23 protein-coding genes, 1 rRNA gene and 2 other annotated features are annotated in these 21,390 nt (G+C 42.6%); of the genes, 1 reads left to right on the forward strand and 23 read right to left on the reverse strand.

All coding sequences use genetic code 11. The features are described 5' to 3' along the window. Positions 1-38 precede the first annotated feature (38 nt). From rplJ to ACFS5O_RS00380, 22 genes are all read right to left on the reverse strand, one after another. Positions 39-539 carry a 50S ribosomal protein L10 gene (gene rplJ / locus ACFS5O_RS00275; protein ID WP_205724224.1) on the reverse strand — a complete coding sequence of 167 codons (501 nt, stop codon included), beginning with the start codon at positions 537-539 and terminating at the stop codon, positions 39-41. Positions 540-578: 39 nt separating this feature from the next. Further along, positions 579-730, reverse strand: a sequence feature (ribosomal protein L10 leader region). Between the two features lie 45 nt (positions 731-775). Then, positions 776-1,477 (reverse strand): 50S ribosomal protein L1, encoded by a 702-nt coding sequence (gene rplA, locus ACFS5O_RS00280; RefSeq protein WP_066390636.1) that lies wholly within the window; start codon positions 1,475-1,477, stop codon positions 776-778. A gap of 160 nt (positions 1,478-1,637) precedes the next feature. Further along, positions 1,638-2,063, reverse strand: a complete 426-nt coding sequence (rplK, locus tag ACFS5O_RS00285; protein ID WP_066285502.1) for a 50S ribosomal protein L11 — start codon at positions 2,061-2,063, stop codon at positions 1,638-1,640. Between the two features lie 158 nt (positions 2,064-2,221). Continuing rightward, positions 2,222-2,755, reverse strand: coding sequence for a transcription termination/antitermination protein NusG (nusG, locus tag ACFS5O_RS00290; protein WP_198769410.1), 534 nt, complete (start codon positions 2,753-2,755; stop codon positions 2,222-2,224). Between the two features lie 75 nt (positions 2,756-2,830). Further along, positions 2,831-3,037 carry a preprotein translocase subunit SecE gene (secE, locus tag ACFS5O_RS00295; RefSeq protein WP_197134200.1) on the reverse strand — a complete coding sequence of 69 codons (207 nt, stop codon included), beginning with the start codon at positions 3,035-3,037 and terminating at the stop codon, positions 2,831-2,833. Between the two features lie 58 nt (positions 3,038-3,095). Beyond that, a complete protein-coding gene (gene rpmG / locus ACFS5O_RS00300; RefSeq protein ID WP_077365486.1) occupies positions 3,096-3,245 on the reverse strand; it encodes a 50S ribosomal protein L33 in 150 nt (49 codons plus the stop codon). 603 nt (positions 3,246-3,848) lie between these two features. Beyond that, entirely contained in the window at positions 3,849-4,499 is a 651-nt protein-coding gene (sigH, locus tag ACFS5O_RS00305) for an RNA polymerase sporulation sigma factor SigH (protein ID WP_066390628.1), read from the reverse strand. Positions 4,500-4,578: 79 nt separating this feature from the next. Further along, complete coding sequence (locus ACFS5O_RS00310) at positions 4,579-5,097, reverse strand: NYN domain-containing protein (RefSeq protein WP_205724223.1); 519 nt, start codon at positions 5,095-5,097, stop codon at positions 4,579-4,581. Then, the gene (gene rlmB, locus ACFS5O_RS00315; RefSeq protein WP_066390621.1) at positions 5,094-5,867 is read right to left on the reverse strand and encodes a 23S rRNA (guanosine(2251)-2'-O)-methyltransferase RlmB; all 774 of its coding nucleotides are present in this window, start codon (positions 5,865-5,867) and stop codon (positions 5,094-5,096) included. Before rlmB ends, ACFS5O_RS00310 begins: the two co-directional genes overlap by 4 nt. Positions 5,868-5,869: 2 nt before the next feature. After that, entirely contained in the window at positions 5,870-6,277 is a 408-nt protein-coding gene (locus ACFS5O_RS00320; RefSeq protein ID WP_066390618.1) for a Mini-ribonuclease 3, read from the reverse strand. Next, complete coding sequence (gene cysS / locus ACFS5O_RS00325; RefSeq protein ID WP_205724222.1) at positions 6,278-7,681, reverse strand: cysteine--tRNA ligase; 1,404 nt, start codon at positions 7,679-7,681, stop codon at positions 6,278-6,280. Then, on the reverse strand, positions 7,682-8,506 hold the full coding sequence (cysE, locus tag ACFS5O_RS00330; protein ID WP_318300053.1) for a serine O-acetyltransferase: 825 nt from the start codon (positions 8,504-8,506) through the stop codon (positions 7,682-7,684). It lies immediately after the preceding gene. Positions 8,507-8,617: 111 nt separating this feature from the next. Further along, positions 8,618-8,847, reverse strand: a binding site (T-box leader). Positions 8,848-8,903: 56 nt separating this feature from the next. Further along, positions 8,904-10,373, reverse strand: a complete 1,470-nt coding sequence (gene gltX, locus ACFS5O_RS00335) for a glutamate--tRNA ligase (protein WP_205724221.1) — start codon at positions 10,371-10,373, stop codon at positions 8,904-8,906. 227 nt (positions 10,374-10,600) lie between these two features. Beyond that, positions 10,601-11,080 (reverse strand): 2-C-methyl-D-erythritol 2,4-cyclodiphosphate synthase, encoded by a 480-nt coding sequence (ispF, locus tag ACFS5O_RS00340; RefSeq protein WP_205724220.1) that lies wholly within the window; start codon positions 11,078-11,080, stop codon positions 10,601-10,603. Continuing rightward, positions 11,077-11,772 (reverse strand): 2-C-methyl-D-erythritol 4-phosphate cytidylyltransferase, encoded by a 696-nt coding sequence (gene ispD, locus ACFS5O_RS00345; RefSeq protein ID WP_205724219.1) that lies wholly within the window; start codon positions 11,770-11,772, stop codon positions 11,077-11,079. Before ispD ends, ispF begins: the two co-directional genes overlap by 4 nt. 18 nt (positions 11,773-11,790) lie before the next feature. Then, positions 11,791-12,882: a PIN/TRAM domain-containing protein gene (locus ACFS5O_RS00350; RefSeq protein ID WP_066390605.1), complete on the reverse strand. Its 1,092-nt coding sequence runs from the start codon at positions 12,880-12,882 to the stop codon at positions 11,791-11,793. 95 nt (positions 12,883-12,977) lie between these two features. Continuing rightward, positions 12,978-14,051, reverse strand: a complete 1,074-nt coding sequence (gene disA / locus ACFS5O_RS00355) for a DNA integrity scanning diadenylate cyclase DisA (RefSeq protein WP_066390602.1) — start codon at positions 14,049-14,051, stop codon at positions 12,978-12,980. An 8-nt stretch (positions 14,052-14,059) separates the two neighbouring features. After that, positions 14,060-15,436 (reverse strand): DNA repair protein RadA, encoded by a 1,377-nt coding sequence (gene radA, locus ACFS5O_RS00360; protein ID WP_205724218.1) that lies wholly within the window; start codon positions 15,434-15,436, stop codon positions 14,060-14,062. 489 nt (positions 15,437-15,925) lie between these two features. Beyond that, a complete protein-coding gene (clpC, locus tag ACFS5O_RS00365) occupies positions 15,926-18,346 on the reverse strand; it encodes an ATP-dependent protease ATP-binding subunit ClpC (protein WP_205724217.1) in 2,421 nt (806 codons plus the stop codon). Positions 18,347-18,360: 14 nt separating this feature from the next. Further along, positions 18,361-19,425, reverse strand: a complete 1,065-nt coding sequence (mcsB, locus tag ACFS5O_RS00370) for a protein-arginine kinase McsB (protein ID WP_205724216.1) — start codon at positions 19,423-19,425, stop codon at positions 18,361-18,363. A gap of 3 nt (positions 19,426-19,428) precedes the next feature. After that, positions 19,429-19,962 carry a protein-arginine kinase activator protein McsA gene (gene mcsA / locus ACFS5O_RS00375; RefSeq protein ID WP_066390592.1) on the reverse strand — a complete coding sequence of 178 codons (534 nt, stop codon included), beginning with the start codon at positions 19,960-19,962 and terminating at the stop codon, positions 19,429-19,431. Between the two features lie 36 nt (positions 19,963-19,998). Then, positions 19,999-20,466: a CtsR family transcriptional regulator gene (locus tag ACFS5O_RS00380; protein WP_137792299.1), complete on the reverse strand. Its 468-nt coding sequence runs from the start codon at positions 20,464-20,466 to the stop codon at positions 19,999-20,001. 535 nt (positions 20,467-21,001) lie between these two features. Here ACFS5O_RS00380 and ACFS5O_RS00385 point away from each other — a divergent pair. After that, positions 21,002-21,148, forward strand: a complete 147-nt coding sequence (locus ACFS5O_RS00385) for a hypothetical protein (protein ID WP_205724215.1) — start codon at positions 21,002-21,004, stop codon at positions 21,146-21,148. A gap of 159 nt (positions 21,149-21,307) precedes the next feature. Here the strand turns inward: ACFS5O_RS00385 and rrf are convergent. Continuing rightward, positions 21,308-21,390, reverse strand: a 5S ribosomal RNA gene (rrf, locus tag ACFS5O_RS00390); the annotation flags it as partial.

Consider the following 21,390-nt stretch of genomic DNA (forward strand, 5'->3'; position numbering starts at 1 on the left):
CTCCTTATGGAATGTAAGTTATTGGTTGAAAGTAAGACTTAAGCGCCTTGCTCTTCTTTTTGTTCTGCAACAGCCTTAGTAGCCAACGCAAAGTTGCGGATAGGTGCTTGAAGCACGCTGAGTACCATTGAAAGAAGACCATCTCTTGATGGAAGTTCAGCAAGAGCTTTCACTTCTTCTAGAGACGCAATGCGTCCTTCGATTACACCAGCTTTAATTTCAAGCGCTTCGTGTTTCTTAGCGAAGTCGTTAAGGATCTTAGCCGGAGCTACAACATCTTCATTTGAAAATGCGATCGCTGTAGGACCAGTTAAGTGTTCAGCTAATTCTTTAAGGTCATTCTCTTCAGCAGCGCGAACTACCATTGAGTTTTTGTAAACTTTAAACTCGATGCCAGCATCACGTAAAGACTTACGAAGTTCAGTAACCTCAGAAACAGTAAGACCACGGTAGTCAACAAGGATTGTTGATTGGCTATTTTTGATTTTCTCAGAAATAGTGGATACTAACTGCTTTTTTGTTTCTAAAATGCTGCTCATTATTACACCTCCTGTAAAATGATTGCATCACCGCAGGTTTTGTCCAAAAACAAAGCCTCCATGTCGAGACATGGAGGCGTGAGTATCTAAAGTCATAAGTAATTAACTAATGAGCTTATCGATGCTTCACCTCGGCAGGAAGATTTAAGCCAGTTGGCTCCTGCTGTCTACGGCATTCATCTGATGCGTTTGTGTTTAACAGTATATAATATAACGGGTCGAAACCCGTTTGTCAACTATCGTTTTACAGCGAATGAAGATGGATTAACTTTGATCCCAGGTCCCATAGTTGAAGAAACAGCAACGTTCTTCATGTAAGTTCCCTTTGCAGCTGCAGGCTTAACTTTCAACAATGTTTCGATGATTGTGTTAAGGTTTTCTGCAAGCTTCTCAGCTTCGAAAGATACTTTACCGATTGGAACGTGAACGTTACCAGTCTTGTCGACACGGTATTCTACTTTACCAGCTTTGATTTCGTTAATCGCTTTTTCAACTTCAAATGTAACTGTTCCTGTTTTAGGGTTAGGCATTAATCCTTTAGGCCCTAGAACACGTCCAAGTTTACCAACTTCAGCCATCATGTCCGGAGTAGCAACGATTACGTCGAACTCGAACCAACCTTGTTGGATTTTGTTGATGTAGTCAGAATCGCCAACGTGATCTGCTCCAGCAGCTTCAGCTTCTTTTGCTTTTTCACCTTTTGCGAATACTAATACACGTTGAGTCTTACCAGTTCCGTTTGGAAGCACTACTGCTCCACGAACTTGTTGGTCAGCTTTCTTCGTGTCTACACCTAAACGAACTGCAACTTCTACAGACTCGTCAAATTTTGCAGGAGCAGCTTTTTTAACTAGCTCGATCGCTTCTGCAGCGTCATATGCTTTTGTGCGGTCTACTAATTTAGCCGCTTCTTGGTACTTCTTACCTTTGTTTGCCATTGTATTGTCCTCCTTATGTGGTTTAGCGGATATTCCTCCCACTTATTGCACTTACCATCAAGTGCAATCGAACGCATTGCATGAATAAAGGTTGCGAACCGTTTGACGGGCAGGATATTAATCCATTTACTCGCAACCTAATAGACATCAAACACAGGGATTAGTCTTCGATAACAATTCCCATGCTGCGTGCTGTACCTTCAACCATACGCATTGCAGCTTCAACACTAGCAGCGTTTAGGTCAGGCATTTTTGATTCTGCGATTTCGCGAACTTTATCACGCTTTACAGTCGCAACTTTTTTCTTGTTAGGCTCACCAGAACCTGACTCGATTCCTGCAGCTTTCTTTAAAAGAACAGCAGCCGGAGGAGTTTTAGTGATGAATGTAAATGAACGGTCTTCGAAAACCGTGATTTCTACCGGAATGATTAAACCAGCTTGATCAGCAGTACGAGCGTTGAATTCTTTACAGAATCCCATGATGTTTACCCCAGCTTGTCCTAGTGCAGGTCCAACTGGCGGTGCCGGGTTTGCTTTACCAGCAGGGATTTGCAATTTTACCATCTTAATAACCTTTTTAGCCACGCGACACACCTCCTTAAGTCCGTGATGTGGTATTATGGGCCGAAACCCTCCCACTCAAAAATACGCTTCCCCTCCTAAAAGAGAGGAAGCAGTTGATTAGTAATATCAAACATAAAAAATTCTATCACCTTTTTGAAGTGATTACAAGTCTTTTTCCATTATAACTTGCTAACTTGGGTAAACTCAAGTTCGACTGGTGTTTCACGACCAAACATGTTGACGTGAACTTTCAGCTTCTGTTTTGTTGCGTCGATCTCTTCGATCGTACCAACAAAGTCAGCAAAAGGACCTTCTTTTACTTTTACAGATTCCTTGATTTCGAAATCAACTTCAACGCGCGGAGCTTCCATACCCATACCTTTAAGAATATGTTCTACTTCCTCAGGCAAAAGTGCCGTTGGCTTTGAGCCCGCTCCAGCAGAACCGACAAATCCTGTTACCCCAGGTGTATTACGCACAACGTACCAAGAATCATCTGTCATGATCATCTCCGTTAATACATAACCAGGGAAAACTTTCTTCATGCTTGTTTTTGTCTTACCGTTCTTTGTTTCGGTCTCTTCTTCTACAGGTACAAGTACACGGAAAATCTTATCTGTCATCCCCATAGATTCCAAACGCTTTTCCAAGTTTGCTTTTACTTTGTTTTCATAACCTGAATAGGTATGAACTACGTACCAATTTTTTTCCATACGATGGGACCCGTGTCCTTTCCCTCCTAAAATGGATATACTCTAGCATTCTATCCAAAAGAAGCTATATCTAATCTACCCTAAAATAAGCTCAACTAATTGTGAAATCCCTAGATCCACAACCCAGAAGAACAAAGCCATAATCACTACAGTTGACAGTACAATCCCCGTATAGCGAAATAATTCTTTTCGCGTAGGCCAGCTTACACGCTTCATCTCCTTATTTACATCGGAAAGAAACTTTGCTGGTGATTTTTTTGTCTTTTCTGCAACATCCGCCATCTTCATAAACCCCCATGCCTTTTGATCAATTAACATTTATAAAAAAAGCTTGTTTCGCTTACTTCGTTTCCTGGTGAATGGTATGAGCATTGCAGTAGCTGCAAAACTTTTTAACCTCGACTCGTTCAGGATTGTTTTGCTGGTTCTTCATCGTTGTATAATTTCGTTTTGAGCATTGTTTACAGGCTAAAAAAACTTTTTTTCTCATGCTAAATAAACACCTTTCGTGCGACAAAGCCACTCATCCACGTTACAATGTTACTTTTAAAACCTTAACATAGGGGTATACGCTTGTCAATAAAGGGAAAATGACGTTTTGAGCGCTAAATGTGTTGGAGATGTAAGTGGTTGATTAACGTTTTAGATGCTTCGTTTTGTTAGTGAAGGAATCGTGTGATGTGAGTTGCTTCTTAAAATTGCCGGGTAAGCAGTGAGCGAGTAACTAAACAAAAAGACTCCAAAAAGGCTCTTTAGTTGAGAAGATAGGGGGAAAAACCAGCCGAAAATGATCACCTGGCCTATTTTTGTTCTCATGAATACAATATTTCATGAGATTTTTTACTCAAATTAGGCAATAAACGTATACCCACCACAGTATTCAAGATGCTAATCCTAAAATTTTTGCATTAATCCTAGAAATTATCCTGTTAATCCCGCAAGTTAGGGCTATAATCCCGCGAGTTTTGCCCATATATCCGCGAGTTGACAAAATTCGACTGTCATCACCCCGTCCAATACCCCCACCCACACGCATACTAGCTCATACAACCACTTAAAACCAAAAGAAAAAGAGCAGGAACACTCCCCGCTCTTAAGATGATATTTCTCTTAGCTCTAAATAACGCTCTAATTTACGTTTCACTCGCTGAAGCGCGTTGTCGATCGACTTCACGTGTCTGTCGAGATCCACTGAGATTTCCTGGTATGATCTTCCGTCAAGGTACAGCATCAGAACTTTACGTTCCAGGTCACTTAATATTTCCCCCATCTTCACTTCAATATCATCAAATTCTTCTTGATTGATAATCAGTTCTTCTGGATCAGTGACTTTTGTACCGCATATTACATCCATTAGTGTACGGTCAGACTCCTCGTCATAGATCGGCTTGTCCAACGACACGTATGAATTTAACGGAATGTGCTTTTGTCTAGTTGCCGTTTTGATAGCGGTAATCATTTGCCTTGTTATACATAGTTCGGCAAAAGCTTTAAAGGACGACAGCTTGTCCTCTTTAAAATCGCGAATGGCTTTATACAGCCCGATCATACCTTCTTGAATGATATCTTCACGGTCTGCACCGATCAAAAAGTATGATCTTGCTTTCGCACGAACAAAGTTTTTATATTTGTTGATCAAATATTCAAGTGCTGCGCTGTCCCCCTCATGAACCAGTTCCACAAGGCTTTCATCTTCCATGAGCTCGTAATCGCTTACTGACCGTTCCTTGAGATCTATGTTCACGACAAATCCCCCCACCAGGTTTTTACCGGCAAAATATAGCAATATTATAGCTCATAGTTCACAAAAGCGTCAAGATTCCTTATTTTTGCCCTCTTCTCCATCTTTCAAATATTTCGGCAATTTCGTCTGAAAGAAGGATAGAGGAGGAGGTTTGCTTCCTTTTCCGCTCGCCAACGGACACATGAATATGCTTTTCGATCTCATCCATCTCATTCTTTAATTCTCTCGCAGATTTTCGCAATGCGCCTTTACCGAAAATCTGCCACTGTTCTGTTGAATCTGAAGTTGCGACATAAATGCGCGTATCAATTGATTTTAACTCTCCGACTAGACGTTCGATCCGTTCATCTGCCGTTTCGTTCTCTCTTGTAAAAATGACTTCAACGCGGTGGTTTTTTGTTTTCTTCTCTATGCCAGGTGTGAGATGGGCATCAAACACGACGATCACTTGATACCCAGTCGTTCCCTGGTATTCTGCCATATATTCGATCAGCAGGTCTCTTGCTTTGGCAAAATCCGATGTTTTTAAGCTCCGTAGTTCGGGCCAAGCGCCAATGATGTTGTAGCCATCAACAATCAAATAGTGGCGAGTTTTCATTTTCGCGCTTCTAACGGATTGCGGTTACGGTACACTTCATACATCAAAAGACTAGCTGCAACCGATGCATTAAGCGAGGTAACCTTCCCTTTCATCGGAAGCTGAACAAGGAAATCGCACGTTTCTGATACGAGTCTTCCCATCCCTTTTCCTTCGCTTCCAATTACAAGACCTAAAGGCATGTCCCACTTCGCTTGTCTGTAGTCATCTTTGCCTTTCATGTCAGCGCCGGCAAACCACATACCACGATCCCTTAACTCTTTCATCGTTTGGACAAGATTCGTTACACGAACAACAGGAATGTACTCGATCGCACCTGTTGAAGCCTTTGCTACCGTAGCTGTTAATCCTACCGAGCGTCTTTTCGGAATGATGATGCCATGTGCCCCGACTGCATCTGCCGTACGCATGATCGAACCTAGGTTATGAGGATCTTCAAGCTCGTCCAATAAAATAAAGAACGGCTCTTCCCCACGCTCTTCAGCAATTTTAAACAGATCATCGATGTCTGCGTAAGAATAGGCTGCAACACCCGCGATCACGCCTTGGTGATTGCCTCCTCCGCTTAATGAGTCGAGCTTTTGTTTCGGTACATATTGCACAAGTACATTTTGCTTTTTTGCCATAGAGACGATCGTACTTACTGGTCCTTTTTGCGAACCTTCACCTACAAAAATTTTATTAATATCACGGCCGGAGCGCAGAACTTCCATAACCGGATTTCGGCCAATGATCAGTTCTTGTTCTTTTTGTTCTTTTGCTTCACTCATCTTTAGACCTCCCCCTTTTTATTTTCTGATAACACATATTCCATCATGTTCGTTAGACGTTCGTGGTTATTTAACAGATAAAGATAACCGATGATTGCTTCGAAGCTTGTGGCATGCCGATACGTTTGAACATCCGTATTTTTTGGTACAGTTCCCTGGTTCGCATTGCGGCCACGCTTAATCACAGCGACCTCTTCTTCTGTAAAATAGTTTTCTTCAAGCAGCTGAACGACCATGCTTGCTTGAGCTTTTGCTGAAACAAACTTCGTGGCCGATACATGGAGCTTATTCGGCTTCACCTGTCCGTTACGGATAAGGTGTTCACGCACGAATTGCTCCATTACTGCATCTCCCATATAAGCAAGCGTGGTTCCGTTCAGTTGTTTAATATCTGAGTCCGTTATCTTCATTTACTTATCTCTTTTCCACCGAACACCCTGTGCAGTATCTTCCAAAATGATGTTCTGTTCTTTTAACTGATCACGAATTTCGTCAGCGCGAGCAAAGTTCTTTTCTTTACGTGCTTGATTACGTTCTTGAATGAGAGCGTCAATCTCTTCATCTAACAATTCCTCTTCTTTATGAAGAGTTAGCCCAAGCACACCAGCAAGCTCATCGAACAGAGCGATAAACTCTGTAATAACCGCTTTAGAAGTGTTCTTCTCTTGCAGGTATACGTTCGCTTCTCGCGAAAAATCAAAAAGATGAGAGATCGCGTTCGCTGTGTTGAAATCATCGTCCATATCCGTGATGAATTTCTCTCTTGTTTCTTTAACAAGCTGAGTCCATTTTTCTGTATCTATAGATAGATCTGCCGATACACTCAAGCGGTGTTTCAAGTTTTCATAAGACGTACGGATTCTATTCAATCCTGCCTCCGCCGCTTCCAACAACTCCTGACTGAAGTTGATTGGATTGCGGTAGTGTACAGCTAGCATAAAGAATCGGATAACTTGCGGATCCTGCTGTTGTACAAGGTCATGAACCAGCACGAAGTTCCCAAGTGATTTCGACATTTTTTCGTTATCAATATTAATATACCCATTATGCATCCAATACTTAGCCATCGGAGCTTCATTTAATGCTTCAGATTGCGCGATTTCATTCTCATGATGCGGAAAAGCTAAATCTTGACCGCCACCATGAATGTCGATCGAATCACCTAAGTATTTTTTTGCCATCGCCGAGCATTCGATATGCCAGCCAGGACGACCTTTACCCCAAGGACTCTCCCAATAGATCTCTCCATCTTTTGCTGCTTTCCATAGCGCAAAATCAAGAGGATCTTCTTTTTTCTCTCCGACTTCAATTCTCGCACCAGATCTTAAGTCATCGATCGACTGATGAGATAGTTTGCCATAACCGTTGAACGAACGCGTTTTGAAATAAACATCTCCCGCTGCTTCATAAGCAAAACCTTTTTTGATAAGGTTCTCGATAAAATCAATGATCTCTGGCATCGTTTCTGTTACACGCGGGTGTGCGTCCGCTTTTTGTACGCCTAGTGCGCAAGTATCCTCGTGATAGGCATTGATGAACTTCTCGGCAATCGTCGGAACATCGCTTCCCATCTCGTTAGCCGCTTTGATGAGCTTATCATCAACATCCGTAAAATTGGAGATGAACTGTACATCATAATCTCTATACTCCAAGTACTTTCTCACTGTATCGAAAACAATAGCCGGTCTTGCGTTACCGATATGGATATAGTTATATACAGTCGGTCCGCACACATACATCTTCACTTTTCCTTCTTCTAACGGAACGAAAGTCTCTTTTTGACGTGTCATCGTATTATAGATTTTAATACCCATCTATACTTCACTCCCTTTTTTCAATGTTTCCAGTTCTTCACGCATTCGTTTCATCTCGTTATGCATTTCTCTAAATTTATCAGCTACTGGGTCAGGCAGATCGCGATGATCAAGTTCGCATCCAACTTTAATGCCATCTTTAATCACGACTCTTCCTGGGATTCCAACTACGGTCGCATCGGGCGGAACATGTTGAAGAACAACCGATCCTGCCCCAACTTTTGAATTCTTTCCGATCGTAATGTTCCCTAACACCTTGGCTCCTGTAGCAACAAGAACGTGATCTTCAAGCGTGGGATGCCTTTTTCCTTTTTCTTTTCCCGTACCTCCGAGCGTTACACCTTGGTAGAGTGTCACATCATTACCGATGATACACGTTTCGCCGATCACCACACCCATTCCGTGATCGATAAAAAAGCGTCGTCCGATCTGTGCGCCCGGGTGTATTTCGATGCCGGTGAAAAAGCGGCTGATCTGTGAGATCAAGCGGGCTAAAAACAGCCAGTTTCGTTTGAATAGCTTATGTGCTAATCTATGGGCCCAAATCGCGTGCAGTCCAGAGTATGTTAAGAATACTTCGAATGAACTTCTAGCCGCTGGGTCTTTCTCAAAAACAACCTGAATATCTTCTTTCATGGCTGAAAACATGTTTTCCAACCTCCTTGCATAAAAAATTAAAAGCTGTTGTAGTAAACTATGCTGCTCTTGAAAGTTGTTGATTTCCGTTTCAGGATGCTCGCTTTCCGGGGGGCGTGCGGTGAGCCCCCTGCCGCTTTGCGCCTTTAGGGGTCTCTCCTGCCCACTCGTCCCGCAGGAGTCTCGCACCTTCCACTACAATCAACTAGGCAAAGTTGAAAAAAAGTGATTCATAAGCAACAACAGTTTAGAAATATACCAGACATTAGAAAATAAAAAACGTCCCTGTGCCAAATATGACACAGAGACGTACGGATAGACGCGGTTCCACTCTGTTTAACAGGTTTTATAAAAACTCACCTGTTCCCTTAAGCTCCATAACGGGGAGTTGCCGCCCAAACCTACTAAAATTTTCGGCATGGGACTCCGAGGGGCACTTCAGCAAGCATTTTCATGAACCACTTTCAGCCGGTGATGGTTCTCTCTACTATGAAAAGGCGCTAGCCTACTTTCCTCATCTACGTTTTACACGATTATTATAAGTTTCTTTTACTATATTATAATCTTTGCAAAATGTGTACTTTTATTACTTTTTAATTTGAGTCAGTACAGCATTTACGCGCTTGATAATCACATCTTTACCTAAAAGAGAAACAGCAGCAGGCAGATCTGGACCATGTTGTTGACCAGTTGTCGCAACACGGATCGGCATGAACAAGTTCTTTCCTTTTTGGCCCGTTTCCTTTTGAACAGCTTTCATCATCGCTTTGATGTCTTCCGCTTCAAAAGAATCACTGTTTTCGATCTGAATTAAGAATGATTCCATAACAGAAGGAACACCTTCACCTTGCAGTACTTCCAGTGCTTCTCCTTCATATTCGATCTCTTCTTTGAAGAACAGTTCTGTTAAGTCTACGATTTCAGCACCATAGCTCATTTTTTCCTGATGAAGAGCGACAAGCTTTGTGATCCACTCTTGTTCTTCAGGACTTGGGTTCTCAGAAACTCTACCCGCTTTAACAAGGTGAGGCATACATAACTCAACAATACGAGCTACGTCTTGCTGCTTCATATATTGGTTGTTCAGCCACTCTAACTTTTGTGTATCAAAAACAGCAGGTGCTTTAGATAAACGGTTCGGGTCAAAGATCTCAATAAACTGCTCTCGACTGAAGATCTCTTCTTCTCCACCCGGAGACCAACCTAATAACGCAATAAAATTAAACAGCGCTTCTGGCAAATATCCTAGATCTTTGTACTGCTCAATAAACTGAACGATCGACTCGTCACGTTTACTTAACTTTTTACGGTTTTCATTCACGATTAATGTTGTATGACCAAACTTCGGATGCGAAAATCCTAACGCATCATAGATCAATAACTGCTTCGGTGTGTTTGAGATGTGATCATCTCCACGCAGTACGTGAGTGATCGCCATTTCGTGGTCATCGATAACAACCGCATAGTTGTAGGTTGGAATTCCATCTTTTTTCACGATAACAAAGTCACCAAAGCCGCTTGATTCAAACGAAACTTCACCTTTTACCATGTCATCAAACGTGATCGTACGGTCTTGTGGAACCTTAAAACGAATGCTCGGACGGCGACCTTCTTCTTCTAATGCCGCTTTTTCTTCCACTGATAAGTTTAGACAGCGTCCATCATAAACAGGAGTATCCCCTTTTGCCATCTGCTCTTCACGAGAAGCCTCAAGCTCTTCTTCTGTACAATAACAAGTGTATGCAAGACCTTTTGAAAGTAGTTCATCTGTATACTTCTCGTATAGTTCTAAACGTTCCATCTGACGATACGGACCGTAATCTCCTCCGATATCAACACTTTCATCCCAATCCATACCGAGCCATTTTAAGTGATCCAGCTGACTCTCTTCTCCGCCTTGAATGTTACGCTTTTGATCCGTATCTTCAATACGGATAATAAACTTTCCGCCAGAGTGGCGAGCGTATAAATAGTTGAATAGAGCTGCACGTGCATTCCCTATATGTAAGTGTCCCGTTGGACTTGGTGCATAACGCACTCGAACTTCGTTTGCCATCATGTTTCACCTCTAAAAATATTTTTTACTTAACGATGATGCCTTTGAAAGTAGTTAATTTCCGTTCCAGATGCTCGCTTTCCGTGGGGCAGTCGGTGAGCCACATTCGTACGTTTCACTCTTAAGTGTCTCACCTAACCGCCTGTCCCACAGGAGTCTCGCATCTTCCACTCCAATCAACTTTATCAGAGAAGATAATGAACGGAATGCTCCCAAAGCAACATTTTTTAAAGTGCCTTTTCTATCAAAACAACCGCTTGAGCTGCGATTCCCTCTTCGCGTCCAGGAAATCCTAGCTTTTCAGTCGTTGTTGCCTTCACGTTGATTCTCTCTACTTCAACCCCAAAAATACCGGCGATCACTCCGCGCATCTCTTCAATGTACGGAAGCATCTTTGGTTTTTGAGCAATGATCGTACAATCTATATTACCTAAAGAATAACCTTTTTTCTCAACCAATTTCCAAGAATCGAGCAACAAACGCTTCGAATCTGCGCCTTTGTACGCTGGATCTGTATCTGGAAAGTGTTTGCCGATATCTCCTTCACCCGCTGCACCTAGCAATGCATCTGTGATCGCATGCAAAAGAACGTCAGCATCAGAATGCCCTAAAAGTCCCTTCTCATAAGGAATCGTTACACCGCCAATGATTAACGGACGACCCTCACTAAAGGCATGTACATCAAAACCCTGTCCGATGCGTATCATGCTTTTTCCCCCTGTCTCTCTAACAAAATGGCTTGTCCAAATAACAAGTCATCAGACGTAGTTAATTTTATATTATGATAGTCTCCCATTACAATAGCCACTGTTTGTCCAATTCGTTCCACGAGGCTCGCATCATCCGTTTCAATATAGCCTTCTTCGTCTGCCTTCCTGTGTGCATCCATTACGATAGAAAGACGAAAAGCTTGCGGGGTTTGAACAGCCCACAAGCTGGAACGGTCGATCGTTTCTTCCACTTGATTCTCGATTACCCGCTTAACCGTGTCCTTTACCGGAACAGCTAACACGGCAGAGCCTGTATCTCGTGCCGTGTTAAGAAGTTGTAAAATAGAATCTTGTGTGATGAAAGGTCGTGCTGCATCATGAATGAGAACGAGGTCTGCTTCAGTAGGCACGACCTTCAAACCCTCATAAACACTTTGCTGACGCTCTTTTCCGCCTGGAACGATTTTACGCACTTTTTGATATTGGAACGACTCTACAAAATCTTGCATCTGCTGCAATTCCTTTTCACTACCGACCAAGATGACTCCCTCGCAATTTGAATCTTTTTCAAACACATCAAGTGTGTGTGCGAGTACTGGTTTTCCTAAGAGTTCGATCCACTGCTTAGAGATACCAGCATTCATTCGCTTACCTTGTCCAGCAGCAGGAATGACTGTCCAATAATTCACGTGCTTCCCCACCGTTCGTTACAATGCTTTTTCTAATAGTTTCTTTTTAGCAAAGATCATTCTGCCCGCTGATGTTTGGAGTACTGAAGTGACCACAACATCAATCGTCTTACCAACATAATCACGACCGTCTTCTACGACGATCATCGTTCCATCGTCCAGATAACCTACACCTTGACTCTGTTCTTTACCGTCTTTGATCACTTGTACAACAAGCTCCTCACCCGGAAGAACAACTGGTTTGACCGCATTGGCAAGGTCATTAATATTTAGTACTGCCACGTTTTGTAGCTCACATACTTTGTTCAAGTTAAAATCGTTTGTTACGACAACACCGGATAACAGCTGAGCGAGTTTCACTAGCTTGCTATCCACTTCTGTAACCTCTTCAAAGTCACCTTCATAGATTTCAACTTTCATAGAAAGCTCTTTTTGAATTCGATTTAGGATATCAAGACCTCGGCGCCCTCTGTTACGCTTTAGAACATCTGAAGAATCGGCAATATACTGCAGTTCTTCTAAAACAAAACGAGGAATAATGAGTGGACCTTCTAAAAAACCAGTCTGACAGATATCAGCTACTCGACCATCAATGATGACGCTCGTATCTAAAATCTTATACTTACCACTCGGCTTTTCGATCTCTGCTTCTTTTTTACGTTCTTTACCTTGGCTCTTCAAAGAGAACAGCTGAATCAACTCATCTCTCTTTTTAAACCCTACCTGAAAGCCCAAATAACCGAGCAGGAATGTAATAGCGATCGGCAGTATGGAGCTGACCACAACAATATCCATAGAACTTAACGGTGACTGGATCAAAAATGCGACGATCAGTCCGATGATCAGCCCCATCGTTCCAGATAAAAGGTCAGTTGCCGGAGCTTTTACAACTGTTTCCTCAGCCCAGCGGATTAATCCTACTACGTAATCTGACAGCCAAAATGTAGATAAAAAAAGTATAAGTGCACCAATCACTGCCCCGACATACGGGGATGTTACTTGATTCGGAAGATCACCGAAGTTAAGTACACGAATGAGATCTGGTATATATAGATAGCCGAGCATGCCACCTATTACAATGAAAAATAGCTGAACAATTCTTTTTAGCATGCCTGATTCACCTCCCCTAATCATTATTTACAAAATGACCGTATTAAAAACGTGTAAAAGATAGAAAATTCCTTTTTTTACGTAGGAAGTTTTCTTTAGATATGACGATCAACGAAAAGCTGTTCCTGAATGCGTTTTAGACCTTCTTTTACTTTTTTGGCACGAATCTCACCGATACCTTCTACCTCGTCCAATTCATCAATAGATGCGCGCAAAATTTGCGGAAGGTTTTCAAATGCATCTGTTAAGTTCTCGATAATAACCGCTGGAAGTCTTGGAATCTTACCAAGAATGCGGTATCCGCGCGGATGAATCGTCTCATCCTGCATATTCATACCGGCTGAGAAGCCTAAAAGTTTCATAATTACGGATTCATCGAACAATTCTTCAGATGATAGTTTGTTTAATTGGCGAAGAATCGCATAAGGATCACTTTCACGATCTTTCATATAGTCCTTGATTAAAAGCAGTGCTTCTTCCTCGATGTTAGAAACAAGCTCCTCCATCTGGATTCGAATCAGCCTGCCTTCAACACCAAGTTCATTAACATATTTAATAATCTCATTTTTTATGCGTAAAACCATCTCAATTCTGTGAATAACTTGTGTAACTTCTTGGAAAGTCACTAATTCTTCAAATTCTAGTGCACCAAGGTTCGTAACACTTTGGTCGAAAACCACTTTATATTTCTCAAGCGTTTGAATCGCCTGATTCGCTTTCGTCAAGATCACACCGATCTCTTTTAACGAATAACGGATCATCCCCTGATATAGAGTGATAACGTTACGTCTTTGAGAGATGGAGATCACAAGATTGCCTGTTTGACGCGCAACGCGCTCTGCCGTTCTGTGACGGATCCCCGTTTCTGTTGACGGAATAACCGTATCCGGAATCAGTTGTGTGTTCGCATACAGAATCTTAACAGCATCTTCGTTTAAAATGATTGCCCCATCCATCTTGGCAAGTTCGTATAGAGATGCTGGTGAGTATTTGCAGTTAATAGAGAAACCTCCATCAACGATTTCTTTTACTTTATCGTTATATCCAACAACGATCAGTCCACCTGTGTTCGCTCGCAATACGTTGTCGATCCCTTCTCGTAATGGTGTTCCGGGAGCAACTAGCTGTAGCATTTGGCTTATGATTGCTTCTTTTATCGCATGATCCATAATTTACATTACCCTCCTAACGCTGCTTGTAATGCCTCATAAACGGTCGATACGCCGACGACTTGAATTCCTTTTGGAACCGTCCAGCCACCGATATTTTTATCAGGTATAATAGCTCGCGTAAAACCTAACTTTGCAGCTTCATGAACACGCTGCTCAATACGGGAAACTCTTCTAACCTCTCCCGTTAATCCTATCTCTCCAATCATAACATCTGTTGGCTTGGTTGGTGAATCGCGAAAGCTTGAAGCGATGCTGATCGCAACAGCAAGATCGATCGCTGGCTCATCCAAGCGCACACCACCTGCAACATTCAGATAAGCATCTTGGTTCTGAAGAAGCAACCCGACTCTCTTTTCTAAAACGGCCATGAGCAGTGATACACGGTTGTGATCGATCCCAGTAGCCATCCTTCTAGGATTACCAAAGCTTGTCGGCGATATTAAAGCCTGCAGCTCTACTAGCATCGGTCGCGTTCCTTCTAGAGAAGCAACTACGGTTGAACCCGCTGCCCCTTTCGAACGTTCTTCTAAAAAGATTTCAGAAGGATTCAATACTTCTTCCAGTCCTACTTCTTTCATTTCAAAGACACCAATTTCATTGGTAGACCCAAAACGGTTCTTAACGGCACGTAAGATTCGGAAAGTATGATGACGTTCTCCTTCAAAATACAATACGGCATCTACCATATGCTCTAATAGACGCGGGCCGGCTATATTTCCTTCTTTTGTAACATGTCCTACGATAAATACAGCGATACCTTTTGTTTTTGCCATTCGCATCAAATGTGCTGTACACTCTCGTACTTGCGATACACTCCCAGGAGCAGAAGTGACTTCAGCTCGATAGACGGTTTGAATCGAATCGATGATCATCACAGAAGGCATCACATCAGACATCGCCTGTTCGATCAGTTCCAAATCTGTTTCTGCCAGTACAAACAAGTCCTTCGCGTCGATATCTAACCGATCGGCACGAAGCTTTGTCTGCTTTACAGATTCCTCACCAGATATGTATAGAACGCGCTCACCTTTTTTGGCAAGCTGTGCGGATGTTTGCAACAACAATGTGGACTTACCGATTCCAGGGTCTCCACCCACTAAAACCATTGAGCCTGGAACGATCCCTCCGCCTAGCACACGGTTGAACTCCTGGTAGTTTGTCGGTATACGCGGCTCTTGCTCGCTTTTCACATCTGCGATCGACTGAGGTTTTTGCTTTACGTTCTTATCCCCACCAGAGGTTAATCCTCTTATATTTTTTTCAGGTCGGATCGTTTCCTCCACCATCGTGTTCCACGCATGGCACCCTGGACATTTCCCCATCCATTTCGGTGATTCGTAACCGCAATCTTGGCAAAGAAAGATTGATTTTACTTTAGCCATCTATAAAAACTCCTCTTCCGAACTTAACGCTTTACTAATTATCTATTTTCGAACAAGTATTCAATTTCACTTTGATTAAAACGTGATTTGCCCCGTTAAACTTCATGCTTGAATAAAACTGTATGAATATCCTTCAAAGACTTCATTGATAGTTGATTGGAGTGAAAGGTGCGAGACTCCTAGGGGATCAGCGGGACAGGTGAGACTCTTAACAGCGCAGAGCGCTAAGAGGCTCACCGCACGCCCCCTGGAAAGCGAGCATCCTGTAACGGAATTCAACCACTTACATGGCATCATTGTTTATCAAAAATAGGGTTAATTACTGAAAATATCAAGATTTATTCACTATTATCATAACATAAAACCTCACAACCACTTCCATTTGAGCTCTGCAAAAAAAGGCGAACAGCTAAGATTATTTCGACAAAAACCCGGAGGACATGTCTGTCTTCCGGGTCTTTTGTAGGATATTCTCATATGTGGTAAAAGTTAGACCGTTTGAACGACAAAATCGTTCTCTTCAACATCAATCTTAACGGTCTGCCCTTTGTTGATGTTTCCTCGTAGAAGCTCTTCAGATAATCGATCTTCAATCTTACGCTGTAAGGCACGACGCAGTGGACGAGCTCCGTAATCTGGATCGTATCCTTCTTCTGTGATCTTTTCAAGAGCGGCTTGAGTCAACTCGATCTCGATTCCTTGATCACTTAAGCGTTTTTTCAGTGATTCAGCCATCAAGCTGACAATTCTGAGCAAGTGTTCTTTTTCAAGTGAGTGGAACACAATGATCTCATCGATACGGTTCAAGAACTCTGGACGGAACGCACGTTTTAGTTCATCCATCACTTTCGATTTCATATCGTTGTACTTCTGACCTTCGTTGTGGACAGCAAATCCGAGTGAACGGTTACGCTTAAGCGTGCTCGCCCCTACGTTTGAAGTCATGATCACAACCGTGTTTCGGAAATCGACTGTACGTCCTTTAGAATCTGTTAGACGACCATCTTCTAACACTTGAAGTAAGATGTTGAACACTTCAGGATGTGCTTTTTCGATCTCATCAAGCAAGATTACCGAGTAAGGCTTTCTTCTCACTTTTTCAGTCAACTGGCCGCCTTCTTCGTGTCCAACATATCCTGGAGGTGATCCAACGAGACGGGATGTTGTATGCTTCTCCATGTACTCGGACATATCAATACGGATAATCGCATCTTCATCACCAAATAGTGTTTCGGCAACTGCTCTTGCAAGTTCCGTTTTACCAACGCCTGTTGGCCCTAAGAAGATGAACGAGCCGATCGGACGTTTCGGATCTTTAAGTCCAGCACGTGCTCTTCGGATCGCTTTCGAGATGGCTGTAACTGCCTCAGACTGACCGATAACGCGATCATGCAGAATCTCTTCCATCTTCAGAAGACGTTCTGTTTCCTCTTCCGCAAGCTTAGAAACCGGAACTCCCGTCCAAGACGATACTACTTGCGCAATATCTTCTGGCGTTACTTCTGTGTTTTCTTTTCCTTGCTTTTCTTTCCATACGTCCTTCGTTTTCTCTAACTCTTCGCGAAGGCGTTGTTCAGAATCTCGTAATGAAGCTGCTTTTTCAAATTCTTGACTTTGAACAGCCGCATCCTTCTCCTTACGAACTTCCTCTAGCTTTTGTTCAAGCTCTTTTAAGTTCGGTGGAGCTGTATAGGAACGTAGACGAACTTTTGACGCCGCTTCATCAATAAGATCGATCGCTTTATCCGGTAAGAAACGATCTGAAATGTAACGATCTGACAACTGAACAGAGGCTTCAATCGCGTCATCCGTAATCGTCACACGGTGGTGAGCTTCATAACGGTCGCGAAGTCCTTGAAGAATTTGAATACTTTCATCCTTCGTTGGCTCGTTAACTGTGATCGGTTGGAAACGGCGCTCAAGCGCTGCATCTTTTTCAATATATTTTCTATACTCATCAAGGGTTGTAGCACCAATACATTGAAGTTCACCGCGAGCAAGAGCTGGCTTCAGAATGTTGGATGCATCAATCGCACCTTCTGCTCCACCTGCACCGATCAGCGTATGAAGTTCGTCGATGAATAGAATGATGTTCCCAGCTTGGCGTATCTCATCCATTACTTTTTTCAGACGGTCTTCAAATTCACCTCTGTACTTCGTTCCAGCTACAACTGTACCCATATCAAGCGTCATAACACGCTTATCACGAAGGGTTTCTGGCACTTCGTTATTGATGATCTGCTGCGCTAAACCTTCAGCGATAGCCGTTTTACCTACACCTGGCTCACCGATCAATACAGGGTTGTTCTTTGTACGGCGGCTCAGAACCTCGATTACACGCTGAATTTCTTTCGCACGCCCGATTACTGGGTCTAGTGTACCTTCACGAGCAATGGCTGTTAAATCACGCGCTAAGCTGTCTAACGTCGGTGTGTTGGCACTAGCTGATGAACCTCTATGACTAGAAGAAGATTCATTGCTTCCTAGTAACTGCAGCACTTGTTGACGCGCTTTGTTAAGGCTGACACCAAGGTTATTGAGAACACGAGCCGCAACGCCTTCTCCTTCACGGATCAATCCTAATAGAATGTGTTCCGTTCCCACGTATGAATGTCCGAGTTTACGAGCTTCATCCATGGAAAGTTCAATCACTTTTTTAGCACGAGGTGTATAGTGGATCGTTTGAACAGCTTCCTGACCGCGGCCGATCAATGTTTCCACTTCTTTTTGAATCTTTTCTGGTCCTAGACCAAGAACTTGAAGGGCTTTTGCTGCAATTCCTTCTCCTTCACGGATCAGTCCAAGCAGGATATGCTCAGTTCCCACATTATTATGACCTAAACGAATCGCTTCTTCTTGTGCTAAAGCTAAAACTTTTTGTGCTCTCTCAGTAAAACGACCAAACATCATACTCGTCACGCTCCTTATCGGTTTTCCAATTTTATTCTTTCTCTGATTAATGTGGCTCTTCTTATGTCACGTTCTTCTGGAGTTAGAACTTCACCTGCATATTGTTGAAGAAAACCTGGTTGTGTAAGTATCATAAGCTCATTGAGGATCGTTTTTGAAATCCCAGGTAAGATCTCTAAATCAATGCCTAGCCGCACATCTGATAAACACTTGGCAGCTTCTTTTGATTGGATGATCCGGCAATTCTCTAACGTTCCCAATGAACGGAATAACTTGTCTTCAAGCTGTAATTTCAATCCATCCTGCAGCTGTTGACGAGCTGCTCGTTCTTGTTGGATGACCTGCGTGACAACACCTGCGAGGTCTTCCATTATATCCTCTTCCGACTTGCCTAGTGTCATCTGATTTGAAATTTGAAAAATGTTTCCTTGCGCCTCAGTACCTTCGCCGTAGATTCCTCTTACCGCTAACCCTAGCTGATTGATCGCTGGGATAATGCGGCTCATCTTTTTTGAGAGTACGAGCGCTGGAAGATGCATCATGACAGAGGCTCGAAGTCCAGTCCCTACATTCGTCGGACAGCTTGTTAAATATCCTCGTCTTTCATCAAACGCATAATCAACGTTTTTTTCGATAAAATCATCGATCTCATTCGCCCGATGAAGCACTTCTTCTAATTGAAACCCCGGTGCTAAACATTGGATGCGTATATGATCTTCTTCGTTCACCATGATGCTGACTGATTCATCTGCATTCATGAGAACAGCACCGTATTTCGCTTGCTCTGCTAAATTGGGACTGATCAAATGTTTCTCTACAAGTACCCGTTTTTGAACAGGTTTTAACGTCTCCATCATCAGCATTTCAAGCTTTTCTGCTTCTTCATTTTCTTCGCTCATACAAGTCGAGATCGCTGAAATGACTTCATGAGCTGACTCTTTATCTGCTGCGATGGGAAAAACATATTGATGAATATTCCTTGCAAGTCGGACACGGCTCGATAGAACTATATCCGATTCTGGCCCCTCCCGTTTCATCCAGGGACTGATCGCGTCACTGATAAATCGTTCTAAAGACATCGGTTACGTATCCCTCCCCTGTTGCAAGCGGTGCTCGATCTCCCTGATGACATCCCTTGTTTCAGCAGCTTTTTCAAATTCCTCATTTAATATATACTGCTGCAAAGCTTGCTTTAATTGCTGAAGCTGCTTTTTTTCTTGAATACTGCTTCCTGCACGGAGTGGAATCTTTCCCGCATGCAAAGTGTTACCACCATGAACTCTCTTAAAAATAGGATTAAGTTTCGATTCAAACGCTTTGTAGCAATTATCACACCCAAAGCGACCGATCTTCGCAAACTGATAATAACTCATCCCGCATTTTTCACAGCTTAATGAGGGCGGAATGAAGTTGGATGATGGCGTGTTCGGGACATGTCCATCGCCGTGTAAAAGCCCAGAAAGCAATTGGTGAATGGAAAAAGAATTCGACCCCGGCAAGAATTCTCCTTTTTCTTTAGCACAATGTTCACAAATGTGAAATTCTGTTTTCTCCCCATTTATGATCTTTGTAAAATGTAAAGACGCTTCTCGTTCATGGCACTCTTCACAATTCATTCTGCTCCCTCCCTTTATATAGAATGAAAAAAAGGGCTATGTGGTTCGATATTTTAACGTTTTTATCATAGCTTTTAATAATTCTGCTCGTAATTCATCTCGTTCCGGAAGATTAAGCTTTAAAATAGACCTGTCCATCACGCTTAGCATAAGTCTTGCTTCTCGTTCTGAAACGATCGTCTCTTCCATAAGTCTCTTTATTACATTTTCTGCGTTGCCTTGCGATATCCTCTCACCAATCAAGGTGGTTAAGTGATCAATTAAGTGTGCAGAGCTTTCGGTACGGACCTTCATGATCCGAATATAACCTCCTCCACCTCTTTTACTTTCCACTACAAACCCTTTTTCAATCGTAAATCTCGTGTTTATCACGTAGTTTATTTGAGAAGGCACGCATTGAAATCGTTCAGCAATATCCGTTCGTTTAATTTCAATAGACGGATCATTAGAGCTCGAGAGAATTTGCTTTAAGTAATTTTCAATTACATCTGAAATATTCCTCATTTCCCCTCCCCCTTCTGACTTTGACTAACTTTGACTATAGTTATATTATAGCCTGCCTTTTTCCGAAAATGCAAATCTCTATCCACCATTATTGCCTCATGGTTATCTTCTTAACCTGTATGATTCTGTCGAAAAGATGATGCTTTTGGAGGAGGATAGATAGGTGGGTAAAGTTAAGATGAGTTCGATAAGTCGGTGGTCGGTAGTCGGTAGTGATGGCCGGTGTCGAAAATTCGATAAAAATTTTTATCCGTGAAATTATGAAGCTTATCCGTGAATATATGGAGAATTACCGTGAATAAAATCTCAATTACCGTGAAATTATGTTGCTTTGGGTGGAAGAGCAGATCTCATTTGGGGCTTGTGAGCGGAAATCAGGGGTGTTTAGGTGCGTTTTTTGCTTTGATGAGGGGTGAAGCGGCTGCTAGCGTTACTTTTGAATAGATTTTGGAGCTTTTGCTGAAGAATATCGCGTTGCGGAAGATGGCTCTGGCCATCTTCTTCCTATTTCGAGGATTTTAGGAGGGTTTCATGAGTGAAACTGATCTACGAAACATACGGAGTGGGGTATCTCCGCAGTCTAATTAAGTCTGAATGCACAAAATTAAGTCGTAAGAAGAGTGAATTAAGTCGGAACGAGCCTCAATTAAGCCAAAAATCAAAAATAAAGGCCATTCGCTAAATCTCGACAACCGCTCTCGGCACGATCCAAGCTCTATACCCCCCGAGCCTTCCTCGCCTCAATCATCCATAAATAAGGAGGTTTGGCAGCCGCCAAACCTCCTTATTTCCTTTTTAAAACACAAAAAAAGAAGATGGATTTTCATCCATCTTCCTCATTGCCTAGCAACGTCCTACTCTAACAGGGGGAAACCCCCAACTACCATCGGCGCTAAAGAGCTTAACTTCCGTGTTCGGTATGGG

Source organism: Fictibacillus nanhaiensis, from assembly GCF_042686385.1.
GTDB classification, from domain to species: domain Bacteria; phylum Bacillota; class Bacilli; order Bacillales; family Fictibacillaceae; genus Fictibacillus; species Fictibacillus nanhaiensis.

Coding starts and splice junctions, on each gene's coding strand:
- rplJ (WP_205724224.1), bottom strand. CDS start 539: ATGAGCAGCATTTTAGAAACAAAAAAGCAGTTAGTATCCACTATTTCT.
- rplA (WP_066390636.1), bottom strand. CDS start 1,477: ATGGCAAACAAAGGTAAGAAGTACCAAGAAGCGGCTAAATTAGTAGAC.
- nusG (WP_198769410.1), bottom strand. CDS start 2,755: ATGGAAAAAAATTGGTACGTAGTTCATACCTATTCAGGTTATGAAAAC.
- secE (WP_197134200.1), bottom strand. CDS start 3,037: ATGGCGGATGTTGCAGAAAAGACAAAAAAATCACCAGCAAAGTTTCTT.
- rpmG (WP_077365486.1), bottom strand. CDS start 3,245: ATGAGAAAAAAAGTTTTTTTAGCCTGTAAACAATGCTCAAAACGAAAT.
- ACFS5O_RS00310 (WP_205724223.1), bottom strand. CDS start 5,097: ATGAAAACTCGCCACTATTTGATTGTTGATGGCTACAACATCATTGGC.
- rlmB (WP_066390621.1), bottom strand. CDS start 5,867: ATGAGTGAAGCAAAAGAACAAAAAGAACAAGAACTGATCATTGGCCGA.
- ACFS5O_RS00320 (WP_066390618.1), bottom strand. CDS start 6,277: ATGAAGATAACGGACTCAGATATTAAACAACTGAACGGAACCACGCTT.
- cysS (WP_205724222.1), bottom strand. CDS start 7,681: ATGGGTATTAAAATCTATAATACGATGACACGTCAAAAAGAGACTTTC.
- gltX (WP_205724221.1), bottom strand. CDS start 10,373: ATGGCAAACGAAGTTCGAGTGCGTTATGCACCAAGTCCAACGGGACAC.
- ispF (WP_205724220.1), bottom strand. CDS start 11,080: ATGATACGCATCGGACAGGGTTTTGATGTACATGCCTTTAGTGAGGGT.
- ACFS5O_RS00350 (WP_066390605.1), bottom strand. CDS start 12,882: ATGCTAAAAAGAATTGTTCAGCTATTTTTCATTGTAATAGGTGGCATG.
- disA (WP_066390602.1), bottom strand. CDS start 14,051: ATGGATCATGCGATAAAAGAAGCAATCATAAGCCAAATGCTACAGCTA.
- radA (WP_205724218.1), bottom strand. CDS start 15,436: ATGGCTAAAGTAAAATCAATCTTTCTTTGCCAAGATTGCGGTTACGAA.
- clpC (WP_205724217.1), bottom strand. CDS start 18,346: ATGATGTTTGGTCGTTTTACTGAGAGAGCACAAAAAGTTTTAGCTTTA.
- mcsB (WP_205724216.1), bottom strand. CDS start 19,425: ATGTCTTTAGAACGATTTATCAGTGACGCGATCAGTCCCTGGATGAAA.
- mcsA (WP_066390592.1), bottom strand. CDS start 19,962: ATGAATTGTGAAGAGTGCCATGAACGAGAAGCGTCTTTACATTTTACA.
- ACFS5O_RS00380 (WP_137792299.1), bottom strand. CDS start 20,466: ATGAGGAATATTTCAGATGTAATTGAAAATTACTTAAAGCAAATTCTC.